The following is a 17,388-nucleotide window of genomic DNA, read 5'->3' on the forward strand; positions in this document are numbered from 1 at the left end:
GAGCCTTCCAATGAAAACTTTGCTGATATACATTTTGATCGTTTTGATCTTCTGTTCTTATGCCTTCGGGCAAAGCCGGGACAGTGTTAAGGTTAGGGTGCATCCTTCATACGACAATGTAAGTAAAGTGCACCGCTGGCTTTTTGGCGAAAACTACCGTAAAGAGTGGGCTGAGGAGGTAAATCTTCCGGTGCTAAAATTATCCCTCCTGCATGGTGGTATGAGACCAATCAAGGAGGGCGGTGGCATGCAATCCAAATCGCTGCGATTGGTCGACAGCAGCGGAAAAGAGTGGGTCTTACGTAGTGTAGAAAAAAGCCCTGAAAAATTAGTACCGGAAGAGCTGAGACAAACTTTTACCGTAGATTGGCTTGACGATGCCTTAAGCGGGCAACACCCTTTTTCCGCACTCATTGTTCCACCAATTGCAGAGGCAGCAGGTGTAGCTCACGCCAATCCTATAATCGGCATCATTGCAGATGACCCGCAGCTAGGTTCTTACAGAAAAATATTTGCAGGAACGGTATGTCTGCTTGAAGAAAGAGAACCTTTGGGTAAGTCGGTAAATACTGAAAAAATGCTGTTTAATCTTATACAAGGTAATAGCGGCCAATTGGATGGTATTGCTTTTATAAAAGCTCGAATGCTTGACATTCTAACAGGTGACTGGGACAGGCATGAGGATCAATGGCGCTGGGCAGAACAAAGGAATGGAAACTTAAAGCAATATGTGGCGGTACCGAGAGACCGTGATCAGGTCTTTCATCTTTCCCAAGGAATATTTCCTGAAGTTGCTTCCTTACCATTCGTCAATCCGGTACTTGGTGATTTTGCTACTGATGGTACGACTGCAAAATACCTGATCTTCAAAAGCAGGTTTTTGAATATGTTACCTGATTTTCAGATAAGTCACGATAATTGGATGAAGCTGGCCCATGGTTTTGTTAAAGCAGAAACAGACAGCGTATTGGAAGCCAGCCTACAGCGGCTACCCTCCGAAACCTACCTGCTTCGCCATGACGAATTATTAAAGACCTTAAAGTACAGGAGAGATCATATTCCCCAAATTATGGATGAATATTATCGCTTTATCTATCGCATCGTGGATCTGCGGCTAACAAATCAGGATGAAAAGATCAATATCAACAGGTCAGGGGATGGCGGTCTTAAAGTATCTGTTTTGAAAAGGCAGCTAACTGAAAAGAATAATAAGATATGGAAGATGGATTATCACCCGTCTATAACCACAGAACTGCGAATATATTTACAAGGCGGCAATGATACTGTATTTGTTCATAACGGGAATTCACCAATCCAGATAAGAATCATTGGCGGTGATGGAAAAAAAATTTATAACCATTCAGGGTCGAATAAAATAAATGTTTACGACATTCCGCAGGCCAGTTATCAAAAAAGCAGACTTATCAATTTTAATGGCTCCACCGACTCCTTGAATACAAAATTCGTTCAAACCAATCTTTACAACATTTGGATGCCATTAGCAACCGCAAACATAAATGCAGATGATGGCTTCCTGTTAGGACTTGGTTTCAACTACAGGAAAAATGATGGCTTCAGAAAATTTCCCTATACGAGTTCACAGCAGGTGATGCTGACACACTCATTTGCAACCGATGCCTTCAGGATAAGGTATTCAGGCGACTGGATCAAAGCGCTGGGAAAGGCGGATATTATGCTGCAGGCCTCAGCTGATGCACCGGACAATACCATGAATTACTTTGGTTATGGAAATAGCTCTATTCTTAATAAAACCGGGGATTATCACCACTTTTATCGTGCAAGATTTGATCTTTACAGATTTGAACCGGGGCTGCGCTGGCATCTTGGTAAAGGAAGTACAATATATACTGGTGCTGCCTTTCAGTTTTATCATTTCGACACCAAGGGCAACCAGGACCGTATTATTGCCGATCCCTCGCTCGTTGGATCATATGACAGCTTAACAACCGGCAAAGACAAGGCGCATATTGGCGGTGTATTGAGACTAACCGTCGACCGTAGATCAAATAAACTTTTGCCTGACGCTGGTTTCTACCTTGATATAACATTCCTCGCAAATAAAGGCCTTAACAGCTATTCCGCCGGTTATACGCAATTTCGTCCAGAGTTTACCATATACCAAAAACTTGATAAAAAGGCGAGGATCGTTCTCAGTGACCGTATCGGCGGAGGATTGAGTACAGGTCAACCTGCTTTTTATCAGTCTATGTTTTTAGGCGGGCAAGGCAATCTATTAGGATTTTTACAAAACCGTTTTTCTGGACGTCATATGTTATATAATAATCTGCAGGCACGCCTGAAGCTCTGCAATATTGCCGGTTATATCCTGCCAGGGCAACTTGGTGTCTCCGGGTTCTATGACACAGGCCGTGTTTGGCCTTCTTCAGGAGGTAATAACGGATGGCATCACGGTACAGGTGGCGGCTTATATTTCATGCCTGCAGGATTGACCGTAATCCAGCTTTTGGCCGGGCATTCGGACGAGGGGTGGTACCCCTACATTTCTTTTAGCTTCAGGATATAAAATAAAATAAAATAGATTATCTAATTATTTTGAAAAAAGCTCTTTAAGCTTGCGTTCTATTGCGCTTTCAGATGAAAGACCCTCTTCTGTCAGTAATATTTTACCCTCCGGATCGATCAGGACGGTATGCGGAACAGCGTCAACATGATAATACTTTATAATGGCGGTGTCGGTCGCAAGGGTATTATTCCAGTAGAATTTGTGTTTGCTTTGTTCTTTCAACCAGGCTGAAGGTTTTTGATCGATTGAAATACTTACGATCGCGAAGTTCTCCTTTTGATATCGTTGATATATACTGTCCACTTTTGGAAGGGATGCTATACAAGGCATGCACCAGCTAGCCCAAAAATCCAGTAGAATATAACGGCCCTTTAATGAAGACAACCTGAATTCATTTCCTTTCACCGTCCTTAGTCGAAAATCAGGGAGAGTTCCGGTTTGAATGTGATTATTTTTCAATGGCTGGCCATGACAGATCAGACCACAAACAAATGTTAAGATTATAATGAAGGGAACAATAATCTTTTTTTTATTTTTTCGCATGATAAGGGCTTTAAAAAGCAATAAGTATTTTCTTTTCGGTCGGCTGCAAACATTTATTGTCATTGCATACCTGATAATAGAAGCCGAGTGTAGCGTTTCTGACACCTTTTATTTGATTTTTTGAAAGTTTAGCGGAAAACTCTGCTGTTTGCTCATAAACAAAGGTTTGGCTTGTGCCGGCTAAGGCAACCCCTGGTGTAGACTGCCAGCTTATTTTGACCGGTTTATTTTTGATCTTTAGATTTAAGTTAGTTTGAATGAAAGGACTTTCGGGTGGAACGTATGCATAAATATGCCATCCTGATAAAATCTTCGCAGATACGACAAGATTAATAGTGTCAGGGGCTTTGCCTTTTTCAATCCGCCAACTCACACTCACCGGATCGGAAAAAGATTTTTGAGAATCATTTTTTTGGCTAAGTCCGGCAACAGGGTTAGCCTTCATACCCGATGTGTCAGCGTAAAATTTGAAACCTCCTGATTCACTAAAAAACAGCTTGGTGCTATTATGGTCAAGCCAATGCCGCCATTCAGCGGCGGTTGTGAATTTTTCATTTGTATAGCGGGTCAACAACCTCTCAGCGAGGTCTTCCCTATCATGGTTTTCCAGCATTACAACACACTTTTCCAACATTGACGGATTTCTGTTCGACACTCCCAGCGTCCTGGCGTCTGTGTCAAGCTTCAACGCCATCTCGTTTTCAGGAAAAAAGTATTCATAGTTGTCACGGAAATATTGGTGATACTTGCCTACATCAGTACCATATTTGGCGAATAGTTGGACTCCCGCAAATTGCTTCAGGTAATCATCGAATGATTGTACCTCGTTTGAAACCGGCATCAGCAAGAACATTTCATTACTTTTTCCAATGTCTTCACCCGCTGCCTTTTTCGCACGCAGTTCCTCCTGCATTTTTAGCAATCGTTGATTTCCTTCTTTTCTTGAGATCAGCGCTTTTTTATACAGATCTTCATCGATCCTGTAGATCAATTCATCGATTTCCGAGCGGGTAGCCGTTTGCAGTTTTCTTACGAGCACAGGCTTGTGATCATATTTTTTGATGTAGCATATGGCATTTATAAAAACGTTTTTCCCTTCATCCGTCATATATTGTGGGGACGCTGAGAACCCCCACATCAGATAGTTCCCATGACGACCGATAGCTACTGCTTCGGCATTCTTAAGACAATCCCCTCCCGAGATCACTTCGGCATCAGGTGAGTCTGCAAACCCTTCACCGTGTGACACCATGCCGATCAGGTATTTTCCCGGCAATGAGGCGCTTTCCTTTACCACCCGCCACATTTTCATCGTCTTGGGTGTATTGGCTGCCTGATGACCGTTGAAAAAGGATGATGGTGTCGGTTTTTCAATCATCGTCGGAATAACCTTAATTGGTTTGTTAAATATTTGATGACGGGTGTTGACATTGAGGGCTTCGTCTTCAAGACATTGGCAATACCAGTCAAATTTTAATTTAATTGGGATTCCAATATTGGGCGCCATGGCATGTAAAAGGATTGCAGGACGGTCAAAGTCTGCCGGCAGGTTAACCGGACCTGCATCAAAAATAGTTACATCAGCAGTTTCAGATTCAGCCGGTTTATAATCCCTGACATCCATGACCTTGACGCCTGTGAATCTTCCATTGAGATAGGATTTGAAATCGGCCATGCGGGTTTTGTAACCCGCTGTAACAGCCGGTTCCCAGGTACTGTAGTATACGAGTTTCTCGGGCTGCGGCCGTTCCGGGTCATAACCAACATAAAGCACTTTCAGATCTATTTTCTGTGCAGCCCCCCGTATTGCAAAACCTGACAAGGCCAAACACGTTAACAAGAAAATTAAAGTCCTTTTCATCAATGTCATTTTGCTGATCATCTTGAGATATATGGTGATGGAAAATCTTTTTTCGCCTTGATAAACTGATCATTTTCAGTCTTGCCCCAGTGAAAAATATGTCTGGCACGATCACTTAGGTCCGTACCTGCTGCAATGCTCCAGAAATGAGCAAATTCACCCATGTTGAGATCACGGGTAAAGCGCCTGTCCTTACCTTTTGGAAAATTTTCAGAAAGGACCTCGAAATATCTGTTCAGTAGCTGCTCCCTTCCATAATTTTCATAAATAGGCAGAAACCAATCCCGGAACCAGTATGTGGAAGCGTTTGGAAAATTGTCAGCCTGATTGAGCATTGCAGCCTTATACCTTTGGGCCATGTCCTGGTGACCAATATGCATAAGAACATCATAATTGAATATTTCCATAAACTTACTATCTCCCCAGATAGCATCCGAAGGTGAGCCGAACGTACCGTGGCTGACGTCGTTAACCAAATGCCCCATCTCGTGTATAGGCATCAGTATTTGTTCGTCAGTACTGCCGTCCCAGTCATTGAGGCCGCAGTCGATCGTATTACGGAAGTCGTGAGATTTAGAGTAAAAACCTGACGGGTGGCCGCCTCCATAGGTGCCCTTATGCAAAACGACATATAGTCTTTTTGCGCCTAAGCTCCCATAATTATTTTTTGCGTACGCCCAGGCATCTGAAAGAATTTGAAAGGGCCATTTGGTCGTATCGCTCACATTCTTATCATAATAGACCGCTATATTATTATCGTAATAGACCCGCTTTAATGTAAGGTTATGCTGAAACCAGTGTTCCTTCCATGCGAGTGGAGGTATGGTGTCATGAGCGGAACGGCCGTGAGCTCCAATAGAACTTGCCCCCGCACTTAGCTGAAGACATGCGAGTAGTAAAATAGCCAGATGCGAAAAACGATTTTTCATATATACTAGGTTGCGACACAGCAAACCGATTTTAATGATCATGTGTATAAAAATTAAACTCTTCCATTGCGGCAAAATCGCCGCTTCCCCAAACCTCAAGAACCTTTATGCGGATGTACCGAAATTTTGGTAAATGATCCGGTAAAGGAAACGATTCTCCGGCCATGGCATATGCGGCATCATTAGGGCCGATCTGTCCGGTTGGCAGTCCGGAAGGTTTAGTTGAAGTACAGGTTGATAACTTTATCCAGCCTGCCCAGCTTCCATCCGGATTCGGGTTGTTGCTGCCGTAAACCTCAAAAACTTTAACACTTTGCTGATCATAAAGACGGTCTGCAGGTTGCCAGTATTTTATGCGGCTCAAGGATACGGATTGTCCCATATCCAGGGTAAACCAGCACGGCAGGATCGATTCAGTGGCAAAGCCGGGAGGATTATAGTTGTCATCCCAAAGATATTGCTCGAGCCATCCGTATCCGCCCTCATTGACATCGGTAGGAAGCAGAAGCGCCGTAAATAGTGCCTTATTCATCAAACGCTCGAAAGCCGGAAGTTTCGCGGTTTGTGCAACGGAATAATAGTGATCGATTGATAAAGAATCCGGCACAAAAACTGATCTGTAGGAAATATCTGTGTTGTCTTTAAAGCCTTGCAGGGTGATATGCGAGGAATCCGGCTTGAGTGTCAACTGCTTTAACTTTCCGTCTGCAGCAGTGTAGGTAATCTCAGTTCCGGTTTCACCTGAAGACGGAGCTCCCCAGGTAAGGTTTACATCAGTTCCGTCAGCTGAAGCTTCAATAGATCTTAACGTTCGTGTATTTAAAGAATTAATGTAAGCTTCACCATAGGCCATACCCGCAGTGGTGATGCCTACTGAACGGTTTCCCTTTTCATCATAGGTGTATAATGTGAAATTATAATTACCCTCGGAAAGATTGGGTACATCGATCCTGACTGTATCCTTTCTTGACACACCCTTAACGCTTACCACTACGGAATCCTGAAAGTTCTTCCAGAAAACCTTTATACTGGTCACCAAAGGGTCGTTAGCTAAAGCTACCGCGATCTGCACCCTGTTGTGCCCTGACCTGACAATTACAGAATCAGGTCTTCCGGGATAAACGATCTCACCATTCACCAAAAACTTTTTGTATTCGTCCTTTTTTACACAGGAGAAAAACATTGCCGCTAAAAGGAAAAGGCTTCCTAATAATTTATATCTTTTCATTATTGTTTATTTTGTGTCGCCCCAAATCATTATTTCGTTGAAATTGACATAAGTACCGTTAGACCAGTTCTTTAGGGTCTTGAAGCGCAGGTAGCGAACTTTGGGAGCGTCTAAAGGAAAGGTTACGTTCTCACCCGCAACTGCTGCATCAATGTCTGCCTGAGAATTCTGACCTGCCGGCAGGCCTGATGGTTTTACCTGCGTATGAGAAGCCAGAAGGGTCCAGCCATTGAAACTACCGTCACTGGCAGGTGAATTGGTACCCCAGATTTCAACTACCTTAGGGTTATGAAGATCGTAGAAAAAGCCTTCGCGCATGAACCAGCTCAACCTGCTTAGCTTTGCCTGGACTCCCAGGTCAATGGTGAACCATTGCGGCATCTTGGCGTCGTCGCCGGTATGGTAGTATCCTGCGGCATTTGTCGTGTTACCGTCGAACAGTTTTTCTACACCGCCACCATATTGAGGACCCAATTGTGCGTCAGTAGGTAATATAACCGGGTGTATCTTCGTCCTGTCAAGCTGCTCTTCAAAAAGTGGGGTCAGGTGAAATAGCAACGTATCTGATATATTTCCCCAGCGGTCCCTGACATAGATCCCGAATTTCGTATCAACGGCTTTCAGGTTGCGCGTTGAAAAATCGCCCTGCTTCAATTTCGTATAGGCAGTATTAACAGGAACGAAACTTCCAGTAGAATCATTTGTCAGTAATACCACCGCAATGGAACTTTCCGTCCGGTTTTTATATCTGACATTGATACCGCCAAAGTCCGCAGTATATGAAATGCTATCCCTTACCAGTTGAAATATCGGACGCCCGGGATGAACAGTTACGGTCACGGCTGTGGACGCGTTTTCCGATTTGTCAACGGCATAAAGGCTGACGTCATAAGCAACGGTATCGGGAAATCCATCTACTGTAAGCTCCCGGTTATATTTGCTAACCTTTGTTTCATGTTTAGTGCCGGTTTTTGTTTGATAGACCGCGCGAACATACAGCAGGTCCTCATCTGCAGGCGGAGTAAAGCTGATGACAGCAGCTCCATTCAAATTTCTTACGACCGGGTCAGTTACCGGCCCGGGGGCTGTCGCGTCTTTTACTGCGGGCTCTAACTTATCCTGTTTGCAAGCTATAAAACAGGCGATACCGCCCAGCAGGCACATTGATAAAAAATATTTAAGCTTTCTTTTCATGATTTTTGTTTTACCAACCCGGATTTTGAACCAGGTTAGGATTGATTTGGAGATCTGATTCTTTTATTGGCCACAAGTAATCTTTGGGCCCCTCAAAACGCTGGGTGAACAAAAGCACACGCCTGTTATAGTCTTCGAAAGACTTTTGATTGACGTCCCAGCCATAAACCGGCTGACTCAAGACCTGCGGCGCTGTTTTCCATCTTCTGAGGTCCCAAAACCTACTGCCCTCAAAAGCCAGTTCAATTCCCCGCTCCTGCTGTATGATGGAACGGAGACCGGTCATTGAATTGAATTTTCCGGGATTTTTAGAGTAGGTTGTCCAGGATGACTCTACAGAGTTCAAACCTGCCCTTTCACGTATCCTGTTGAGGTAAGGCAATGCTGCGGCACCCTGGCCGCTTTCATTAAGCGCTTCGGCATACAGCAGATAAAGATCTGATAGACGCATGATCGGCCAGGGGTAGGTTTCCAAGGTTACCGACGTTTTACTTTCAACCAGGTTCCAGTTCACTACCTTCTTTGCGAAATACCCGGTTACAGAATAAAGGCGGCTTTGCTTTTTTCCGGAGTACTCCTCGGCTTTACTTTGAATATTGAAAAGGCCGTTCTTCATAAACCATTTGGCACCGTCAAAGCCCAGATCAGCATAAAATCTTGGCTCCCGGTCAAAGTGAAGCGCGGCTGTACGGTAATTGGGTTGCAGCAGCGTATCAGTAGCCTGGGTAGCCCGTAGTTGGTAGCGACCTGCATAGTCCCATGTTTTGTCTTCATCAATCGGAACACCATGGTTAGTGTAAAACAACTCTGCCATTTTTAAGGTAGGCGCCAGTTTTCCTTTCAGATCAAGATTGATCTCATTAGGATTGATCTGCGGACAGGCATATAATTGAAGATTATCTGTGATGGTACCGCTTGTCCCGCCCCATATCAATTCGTTGTTCCACTTTTCACACATCGCATTTCTTATACTCATCTCCGTTTTAGTGGCATCATCTAAGTTGTAACCGACCGCATTAAAATGATAGAGTGTGCTTCCTGCCTTTTCTGCTGCATCGATCGCAGCCTTGCAGGCGGTCGCGGCCTTTTGCCATTTGGAAGGATCATATGTTGCATTGAACAATACCTGGCCGTTGTTATTTTTCAGGCCGCTAAAATCACTGTTACCGTTAAAGAGCGGGCTTGCTGCTGTTACCAGCAACCTTGCCTTGATCGCTAAGGCTGCGGGCTTGGTCACACGTCCGAGCTCGGTGGTTTGATTTGCTATTTTATCCGGCAAGTTTGCATCCTTTCCGCTAACAGCATCGTCTATCAGATCAGATATATAGTGAACAACAGAGTCTACCGGCAACCGGTATACCTTTACTGCTCCAGGTGAAGCTGTAATCTCAAGATTCTTGTCCATTACCGGTATCGGACCATATTGCCGGAACATGTACCAGTGATAGTAAGCCTTTAAGAATTTTGCCTCTGAGATCCAGCGATTTTTCAGGAATGGGTCAATATCGCTGACCTTGTTGATGTTTTCCAGGAAAATATTACACATTCGGATAGCCTGCCATAAATTTTTCCCGCCAACATCGTCCCAATAATTCAGGTTTGGGGTTGTTGGATTCTGTAAACCCCTGGCAATGTTATAAGGGTCCAAATAATATGCATCCTGGGTAATCGGCCAGTACGTCCACAATTCATCCCCCCCGTTCAGCCCTGCACTAAGGTCAGGATGTCCGTCATCGGGTAGATAGGAATAACAGGTGAATAACACCTTTTCGGCTTCTGTACGATTTGCAAATGCATGTTCTATCGTCGCGACATTATCAGGAACGACGTCCAAGTATTTTTTGCAGGAAGTCATTCCGGCCGTAACTAATACTACGCAGCAGGAAAAAAGGATAAGGTTTAGGTTTTTATTTCTTGTAAAATTTGCATTCATAATTTAAATTTTATAGTTCAGCCCTTATGCCAAGGTTATAAACTTTCTGTACAGGATAAGTGAGTCCAAGCCCTCCTTGTTCCGGGTCCCACAACTTAAAACCGCTCCATACAAATAGATTGGTGCCGTTTACATAAAGTCTGAGGCTTCTCATGTGCAGTTTAGATAGCAGTCCTCCTTTAAAATTGTAAGCTAATTCTGCTGATTTCATTCTGAGAAAGGAACCGTTGCGCATCCACCAGGTAGACGGCTGTGTATTGTTTACACTTACTGTTGACCCTAGACGAGGCCAGAAAGCGTATATATTCCGGTTATCCTCTGACCAGTGGTCCTTAGCGATCGCATCCAGTAAACCGGTTTGGGCCCCGGCTGACTGTATAAATGGCGATATTGCAGTAGGATCTATAAAGAACGACGACCGTGCACTTCCTTGGAAAAAAGTGCTGAAATCAAAGTTTTTATATCCTGTCGAAAAGCCAAAGCCATAAACTATTTCAGGAACAGTAGGGTATCCGAGATTATTCACCTTGTCCAGATTTGTTATCTGACCGTCGCCGTTCATGTCGCGGTACTTAATGTCCCCTCCCCGCACTTCGCCGAATGTTTGTTTCGGCGAATTTTTCACATCTTCGTCATCAACAAAAAGTCTTTCTGCTATAAGGCCGGAGGACTGGTTAAGTGAATAACCGAGAGCTGATAGATACTGCTCGTTGGAAGGGTAATCAGGTTGTTCATTGACCAGCAGTTTACTTGTTGCATAAGTAAAAGTGCCCCGTAGTTGCAGCCATGCATTATTGAACGTTTTATTATAATCCATTGAAACATCAACGCCCTTACCTTCCGCTACGCCAACGTTCGCCCCTACCGGTGCGGTAAGTCCAAGCGTGGTCGGAATGTAGCTGCGCTGCATCAGGATATTTGTCCTGCGCTCTTTATAAACATCTACGATAAGGTTAAGACTGTTGAACAGTTCGAGATCCATCCCAACATTTGACTTTTGAGATTTCTCCCAGGTTATCCCATTATTCGCATACCGCGAAATTGATACGCCATTACGGGAATACCCGAAGTTCTCGCCAAATTGCGCGTGATAAAGTGGATCGTTAAGGTTGACATTAGAAAGGTAAAAAAACCTGTCATTGGCTGCTCCGATCTGATCGTTGCCGACCAAACCGTAAGTGGCACGTAGCTTAAGCCTTGTAACTACATCGCTAAGTGGCTTAAAGAATTTTTCACTGGAAACATTCCATGCAACCCCAACAGATGGGAAGAAACCGAATCGGTTATTTTTTGCGAAACGTTCAGAACCATTATAGCCAAAATTCGTCTCAAAAAGGTATCGGCCATCGTAGCCGTATGTGAAACGACCGCTCAGGCCAAGATTTCTAAATGGAAGAGAGGATTGAAGATCCCCTGCGTTACCGGTAAGATAGCTTCTAAAGATGCCCACTAATAATCCTGAAACCGCATGTTTTTTTGCGAACGTATTCGTATAGTTAAGCGAGGCCTGACCATAAGTATTCGTGTTAACGATCTTACCCCCTTCCTTATAAGTCAGATATTCGGTAGCGGTATCTTCATTTAGCAATGTAAGGTTATAGCCATTGGGATCGCCGATAACCGGGCTCGCAGCATAGTAAAATGGTGTGTATTTCCTCGACACGTCGAAATAAGAATAGCGTTTTGAATAAGCCATTATACCACCAGAGAGGCCCTTAATAAAAAATCCAAGATCTTGTTTAAGCTCCAGCTGAACATTCAGGGTCGATGTGTTGTATTGCTGGAAACCGGATACCATTTCGGCGTAAGGATTTAGGTAGGTCTGACCATTGGTACCAAATGCGGCATTACCAAATAACGGGTGTGATACATTGGGCAACTTTGACGATGGAAACTGCGCGGGGAATAACACTGGATTTGCTGTAAGAGCGTTGTTAAAGACAATGGCGCCCCCACTAAGTGATGTAGTGCCGATAGGGCCATTGTAATCATCAAAATTACCCGATGTCCTGATGATGGCCTCCGTTGTCGAAGTAAGCTTAACATTGACATTTGATCTTACCTCATAACTTTTGAGGTTAACATTGTTGTTAAAGTTACTGCCGGGATTAGAACGAAGGATACCGTTATCTTGGTTGAAGGTTCCTGCGACATAATATTGAGCCGCATTGCCTCCACCGGATATATTCATATTAAATCGTTGATTTGTCGTGCTACTCTTGATGAGTTGCTCCATCCAGTTGTTACTAGGGTACAGATAGGGATTATCACCTGCTTTGGTATGATCGATTTTGGTTTGCGAATACGGTAATGATGCGAGCGGATTTCTGGTTAGGGCAGCTTCGTTAGCAAGTTCCATGTACGTAATATTATCTGCCAGTTGAAAATCCCTGGCATTTTGAGAAATGGAATTTTCAAACCGGAAGTTCAGCTGCGTTTTGCCGCTTACACCTGACTTGGTGGTAACAAGAATAACACCGTTGGCACCTCTTGCACCATACAGCGATGATGCCGCGGCATCTTTAAGAATCGAAAAGCCTGATATATCATCCGGCTGGAGCCTCGCAAGCGTGCTGGGTGTAGATTCCATTCCATCGATTAAAATCAATGGATCGATCTTGCCGGAGCCAAATGAAGTTATGCCCCTGATAAAGAATTGTGCGTTATCGGCTCCGGGCTCACCGCTGCGCTGATAAGCAACAACACCGGAAATCTTTCCGGCAAGCATTGTCGTCAGGTTACTGGTGGGACCCTTCAAGTCTTTGACCTTAACGGTCGTGATTGCACTTACTAGACTTTCCTTTTTTTGTTCGCCATAAGCCACGACGACAACTTCCTTAAGCGAGTTCTGATCCTCAAGAAGGGTTATGTTAAATACCCTTGTGTCTTTGATCTCCAACTCCTGCTTGGTAAAGCCTATCATAGAGAAGACAATTACCTGATCCGGACTAGAAGCTTTAATTGAAAATTTTCCCAGGGTGTCGGTAGACACTCCAGTGGTGGTACTCTTAATTGCTACCGTAACACCTGGGAGGGGCTGTCCCTTGTTGTCGACAACCCTGCCGGTAATTTTTAGGCTGCCCTGTCCTAACGCTGCGAAGTTCGCTAGCAGAAAACAGATACAGCAGCCGAGAAATTTAAGGAAGATTAAAGTAAAATTTTTTCTGACCATAGATTTAGTTTAGTTTTCTTTTGTTCAGACATAATTACATATTAAAAACATATAAACAAAAAATTAAATTAGTAAAATCTGCTATTTAAAGCCATTTTGACGACGAATTGGCACATTTATCAAAGCAATAAAATGTTTTTAAATATTTTTAATAAGTGGTAATGGTCAAAAATTTAATAATACAAAATTATTTGTCCATACATAATTAAGTTAATCTAGCGGATTAGTCTGCTTTCCGGCGCATTTGAGATATAAATCTTTAAATTTGACTTCAAACACTTGCAATTGATGAAGCTATCTATCGACCATAAGAGTTCCGTTCCCTTGCATTTGCAGGTTGAAGCACTATTGCGTGAGATGATCAAACTGCCAGAGTATCAGAACGGCAAGACGTTGCCCAAAGAAGTTGAGCTTGCACGGGAGCTGGACATATCGCGGTCAACGCTCCGTCAAGCCATCAATAAGCTGGTTTACGAGGAACTCCTGGTCAGGAAACAGAAATCAGGCACGAAGGTCGCAAGGACAAAAGTCAGTTCTAAATCGATGAACTGGCTTAGTTTTTCACAAGAAATGAATGCGAGAGGCACCGTGATTAAAAATTACGAGTTGCATGTCAGTTGGGTTTTTCCGGATGAACAACTTGCCAGTTTTTTTGAGATCGGATTAGACAAGAAAATCTTAAAATTAGAAAGATTGCGTGGAGACACTGACAAACCATTTGTTTACTTCATTTCTTATTTTCACCCTCGCACCGGCCTTACTGGCGAAGAAGATTTTAAACGCCCGTTATACGATATTTTAGAAAGAGATTATCACGTTGCTGTTGACCTTTCTAGGGAAGAAATAAAGGCTAAACTTGCCGACAAGCTGATTGCAGGAAAGCTGGAAATCGAATTAAACAGTGCTATCTTGGTCCGGAAGCGATTCGTATTCGATCAAGGCGAACGCCCAGTTGAATTTAATCTTGGTTACTATAATGCTGAATGTTTTACATACACTGTCGAAAGCAGGCGTTAGAACGCGTTTATGAGTACAATATCAGTAATCGGAATGGTTTCATCATAATAGATGACTTAATTGCCTAAAAAGCATCCCAAAATGCGTCGATCATATTAAAGGAAGTTATGCGCTTGCGAATTTCACTGCTCCCCGATGCTGTGTAGGTTATCAGAATCCCCTTCTCGCCGTTACAAGTCGTAACAGTATGGATGTAATAATTACGACCTCCCCCTCGATTACTACCATGTCCGACAAGGCGTATTGTCACCTGTTCATAGCTATACGTTGATCGGTCCCGACAATTAATGAAATGGTCAGAAGATAACTTATAGTCATTTACGTATCCCTGATGGTGCAGGTCGGTTATACTTTCTGAAAGACTTTTCTGTGTTTTGGCGCAGGATACAATCGTTGTCATGATTATATCTAACTTAAAAGTCATACCAAATAAATAATTTACTGAAAATCAATTATTTGCCAAATTAAAGTGATAGAGATAACGATATTACATTATTTTTTAGCGATATGTCATCAATCCGATTCGCAAATGATTCATGACCCGTCGAATATAATTGCTTAAGCGGATTGTTTTCTGCAGGTAACACATTACTGTGATTGTTTTGCAGAACGGTCCGTTTTAAATTTGATTTCAATCGTAACCCCATTGTTGGAATAAAGGTCAAACGATCCGCCAATCTGTTTGCTTAAGCCCTTCATTAGCGTAATCCCCATTGAGTTGATCGTTTTAATATCTAGATTATCATCAAACCCTTTTCCGTTATCCCAAATTTTCAGGAGATTGCAACCATTTGCTAGTTGCATAAATTGAATATAAATTTTCCCATTATTTACACCGGTGTACGCATATTTTATAGCGTTTGTTATGGCCTCGTTCATAATTAGGGCAAGAGGAACGGCCTGTGTAACATCAAGAAAGATCAACTCGACCTCTTTTACAAAGTCTATATTAGCATCGGAATCCATGGTTTCCTTCAAATGTAAGATCAGGTCATTGATATATTCCTGCATGTTTATTTTGTCCAATGTATCAACCTGATGAAGTTTTTGATGAATAAGTGCGATAGCATGCATTCGGTTTTCACTGTTTTGCAGCGCTTGTAAAGCAATGTCATTATCAACAAAGGCTGATTGGCGCTGAAGTAATCCGATCACTATCTGGAGATTGTTTTTTACCCGATGATGAATTTCTTTGATCAGCCATTCCTTCTCTTCCAATAGGTAATTCAGGGTTAAATTTTTATGATCGATAACTTTTGACTTCTTCCTGTTATTTACAAATACGCCAAATAAGATTATCAAGGCAATGGTCAATAATCCCAGCCCTATGAACGTCAAGTCACGTACCCTGTCGGCCTGTCGCAACCTGTAACGTTGAATTTGTCCATCTTTCTTTAACAAAGCAATATCTTTCTCTTTCTGAGACGTTGCATAATTTAACTGCATTGCGGATATCTCTTTCAATGTGGACCGATTAAATATGGAATCTTTAGCTCTCTGATAAAGTACAAAGTGTTCCATGGCCGAACGGTAGTTTCCAAGTGCAGAATCAACCCTATAAAGTATTTGCTCCCGATTTTTGACGTTGTCGAATGCAGAGGTCATGCAATTACTTTTTGTTATATAATACTGTGCCTTTTTAAACTCTCTTTTTAAAATATAAAACTTACTTATATCGTAAAAAGCGATGCAAGAGATTTCAGTCATGTCAGCCATCACTGGACTTCTTAGTAACCGCAGATAGTAGCGCTCGGCGGTGAGATAGTCTTTCAGCGCTTCGTAACAATATGCCTTATTCTGATCACAAAAAGCCTTACCAGCATTACTTTGAGGCGGGATCATCTTTTCATATTCCTTCACTTCGCTCAGGGCTTCCCTGGGCCGACCGAGTTTGATCAAATTTTTTACAATGAAACCAAGGGTTCTGTATTTGTATTCTTCGCGCTGTGCAAGTTTCGCGCGGGCCTTCAGAGTTTTACGATAGTAATTTATACTATTCTGATATTGACCGAGAACATCGTAATTAAGGGCAAGTTCGGCATAGCAAGCAGCTACGTATCCAGAATCCCTAAAATGTTCCATGTCCCGGACGCCCAAAAGCGCATAATTCAATGCTTTTCTTAAATCGCCATGATAACGGTATGTCTGGGCCAACTCAACGTAGACGCGATCAAGATTCTGGTTTAGTCCTTTATACTCGGCAACCATTTTTAAAAGGTCTGGCAAAACTTCACGACCGGCCACTCCATCAACAAATAAGATCCACGAACGGCTGAAAACAATCTGATCTTGCATATGATTTGATTCAGCGATGTTAAGTGCCTTTACAAAGCAGTCTTTACTGATATTCAGGTAATTTGAAATATAAGCGTATTTGCCGAAAACCGCATATGCTTTTATTACCCTTAAGAATTCACCTTTATTTTGCAAATTATTTACCGCTGCATTTATACAACGCAAAGCCCGTGACGTATCTTTAAGGAACAGATAGGTGTTAGCCATGAGCCTGATTGTTTCAAACCTTCTTTTGTCATCTTTAGCGATTCGGTTGATATTGATCGCTCTCTGATAATTTGATAAAGCAATATTGAGCTCGCGGACGTTTAGCGTAATTTGATAGCGATCCGTATGATAGCTCCCAAGTTTTTGTAGGATATCTATTGTTTTGTAAACGGATTTTTCCCTCTTAAGTAGTTGTTCAAGTTTAACGGCTGCATAAGGATCAAATTGCTGCGCATTACTTGCCGTTCCCCGAATTAAGATGACGATAGTACATATTATAAGTCGCCGTTTAAACATAAAGATCTATCTTTTAACAAATCCACCCGCCAACACCATGTTGTACTAATTTAAAGATTTGTTTCCTTAAAATAAATCCGTTAGTAATGAGCATTCTATCCATGAAGAAAAAAACGCATGCCATGACGCATAAGCCGCCTCTTTTAGCCCTAGTATCATAACCTTAA

Annotated in this window: 10 protein-coding genes; 2 read left to right on the forward strand and 8 right to left on the reverse strand. The window is 42.8% G+C overall.

Annotation, left to right across the window (positions count from 1 at the left end; all coding sequences use genetic code 11):
- Window positions 1–10: 10 nt before the first annotated feature.
- On the forward strand, window positions 11–2,545 hold the full coding sequence (locus DYU05_RS06410; protein ID WP_117382128.1) for a BamA/TamA family outer membrane protein: 2,535 nt from the start codon (window positions 11–13) through the stop codon (window positions 2,543–2,545).
- 24 nt (window positions 2,546–2,569) lie between these two features.
- Here DYU05_RS06410 and DYU05_RS06415 read toward each other — a convergent pair whose 3' ends face one another.
- The 7 genes from DYU05_RS06415 to DYU05_RS06445 all read right to left on the reverse strand — a co-directional run bounded on the left by DYU05_RS06415 (window position 2,570) and on the right by DYU05_RS06445 (window position 13,405).
- The gene (locus DYU05_RS06415; RefSeq protein WP_117382129.1) at window positions 2,570–3,151 is read right to left on the reverse strand and encodes a TlpA family protein disulfide reductase; all 582 of its coding nucleotides are present in this window, start codon (window positions 3,149–3,151) and stop codon (window positions 2,570–2,572) included.
- Window positions 3,099–4,949 (reverse strand): protein-disulfide reductase DsbD domain-containing protein, encoded by a 1,851-nt coding sequence (locus DYU05_RS06420; RefSeq protein ID WP_165852011.1) that lies wholly within the window; start codon window positions 4,947–4,949, stop codon window positions 3,099–3,101. Before DYU05_RS06420 ends, DYU05_RS06415 begins: the two co-directional genes overlap by 53 nt.
- A gap of 17 nt (window positions 4,950–4,966) precedes the next feature.
- Window positions 4,967–5,572, reverse strand: a complete 606-nt coding sequence (locus DYU05_RS20890; RefSeq protein ID WP_133300182.1) for a hypothetical protein — start codon at window positions 5,570–5,572, stop codon at window positions 4,967–4,969.
- A 337-nt stretch (window positions 5,573–5,909) separates the two neighbouring features.
- Window positions 5,910–7,106, reverse strand: coding sequence for a DUF4998 domain-containing protein (locus DYU05_RS06430; RefSeq protein WP_117382132.1), 1,197 nt, complete (start codon window positions 7,104–7,106; stop codon window positions 5,910–5,912).
- A gap of 6 nt (window positions 7,107–7,112) precedes the next feature.
- Window positions 7,113–8,300 carry a DUF5000 domain-containing lipoprotein gene (locus tag DYU05_RS06435; protein WP_117382133.1) on the reverse strand — a complete coding sequence of 396 codons (1,188 nt, stop codon included), beginning with the start codon at window positions 8,298–8,300 and terminating at the stop codon, window positions 7,113–7,115.
- Window positions 8,301–8,310: 10 nt separating this feature from the next.
- Complete coding sequence (locus DYU05_RS06440; protein ID WP_117382134.1) at window positions 8,311–10,233, reverse strand: RagB/SusD family nutrient uptake outer membrane protein; 1,923 nt, start codon at window positions 10,231–10,233, stop codon at window positions 8,311–8,313.
- Between the two features lie 10 nt (window positions 10,234–10,243).
- Entirely contained in the window at window positions 10,244–13,405 is a 3,162-nt protein-coding gene (locus DYU05_RS06445) for a SusC/RagA family TonB-linked outer membrane protein (protein WP_117382135.1), read from the reverse strand.
- A gap of 288 nt (window positions 13,406–13,693) precedes the next feature.
- Between DYU05_RS06445 and DYU05_RS06450 the strand changes: the two genes are divergently transcribed.
- Window positions 13,694–14,422, forward strand: coding sequence for a GntR family transcriptional regulator (locus DYU05_RS06450; protein ID WP_117382136.1), 729 nt, complete (start codon window positions 13,694–13,696; stop codon window positions 14,420–14,422).
- A 588-nt stretch (window positions 14,423–15,010) separates the two neighbouring features.
- Here the strand turns inward: DYU05_RS06450 and DYU05_RS06455 are convergent.
- Window positions 15,011–17,221: a sensor histidine kinase gene (locus DYU05_RS06455; RefSeq protein ID WP_117382137.1), complete on the reverse strand. Its 2,211-nt coding sequence runs from the start codon at window positions 17,219–17,221 to the stop codon at window positions 15,011–15,013.
- Window positions 17,222–17,388 lie beyond the last annotated feature (167 nt).

The organism is Mucilaginibacter terrenus, from assembly GCF_003432065.1.
Taxonomy (GTDB): domain Bacteria; phylum Bacteroidota; class Bacteroidia; order Sphingobacteriales; family Sphingobacteriaceae; genus Mucilaginibacter; species Mucilaginibacter terrenus.

Coding starts and splice junctions, on each gene's coding strand:
- DYU05_RS06410 (WP_117382128.1), top strand. CDS start 11: ATGAAAACTTTGCTGATATACATTTTGATCGTTTTGATCTTCTGTTCT.
- DYU05_RS06415 (WP_117382129.1), bottom strand. CDS start 3,151: ATGACAATAAATGTTTGCAGCCGACCGAAAAGAAAATACTTATTGCTT.
- DYU05_RS06420 (WP_165852011.1), bottom strand. CDS start 4,949: ATGAAAAGGACTTTAATTTTCTTGTTAACGTGTTTGGCCTTGTCAGGT.
- DYU05_RS06430 (WP_117382132.1), bottom strand. CDS start 7,106: ATGAAAAGATATAAATTATTAGGAAGCCTTTTCCTTTTAGCGGCAATG.
- DYU05_RS06435 (WP_117382133.1), bottom strand. CDS start 8,300: ATGAAAAGAAAGCTTAAATATTTTTTATCAATGTGCCTGCTGGGCGGT.
- DYU05_RS06440 (WP_117382134.1), bottom strand. CDS start 10,233: ATGAATGCAAATTTTACAAGAAATAAAAACCTAAACCTTATCCTTTTT.
- DYU05_RS06445 (WP_117382135.1), bottom strand. CDS start 13,405: ATGGTCAGAAAAAATTTTACTTTAATCTTCCTTAAATTTCTCGGCTGC.
- DYU05_RS06450 (WP_117382136.1), top strand. CDS start 13,694: ATGAAGCTATCTATCGACCATAAGAGTTCCGTTCCCTTGCATTTGCAG.
- DYU05_RS06455 (WP_117382137.1), bottom strand. CDS start 17,221: ATGTTTAAACGGCGACTTATAATATGTACTATCGTCATCTTAATTCGG.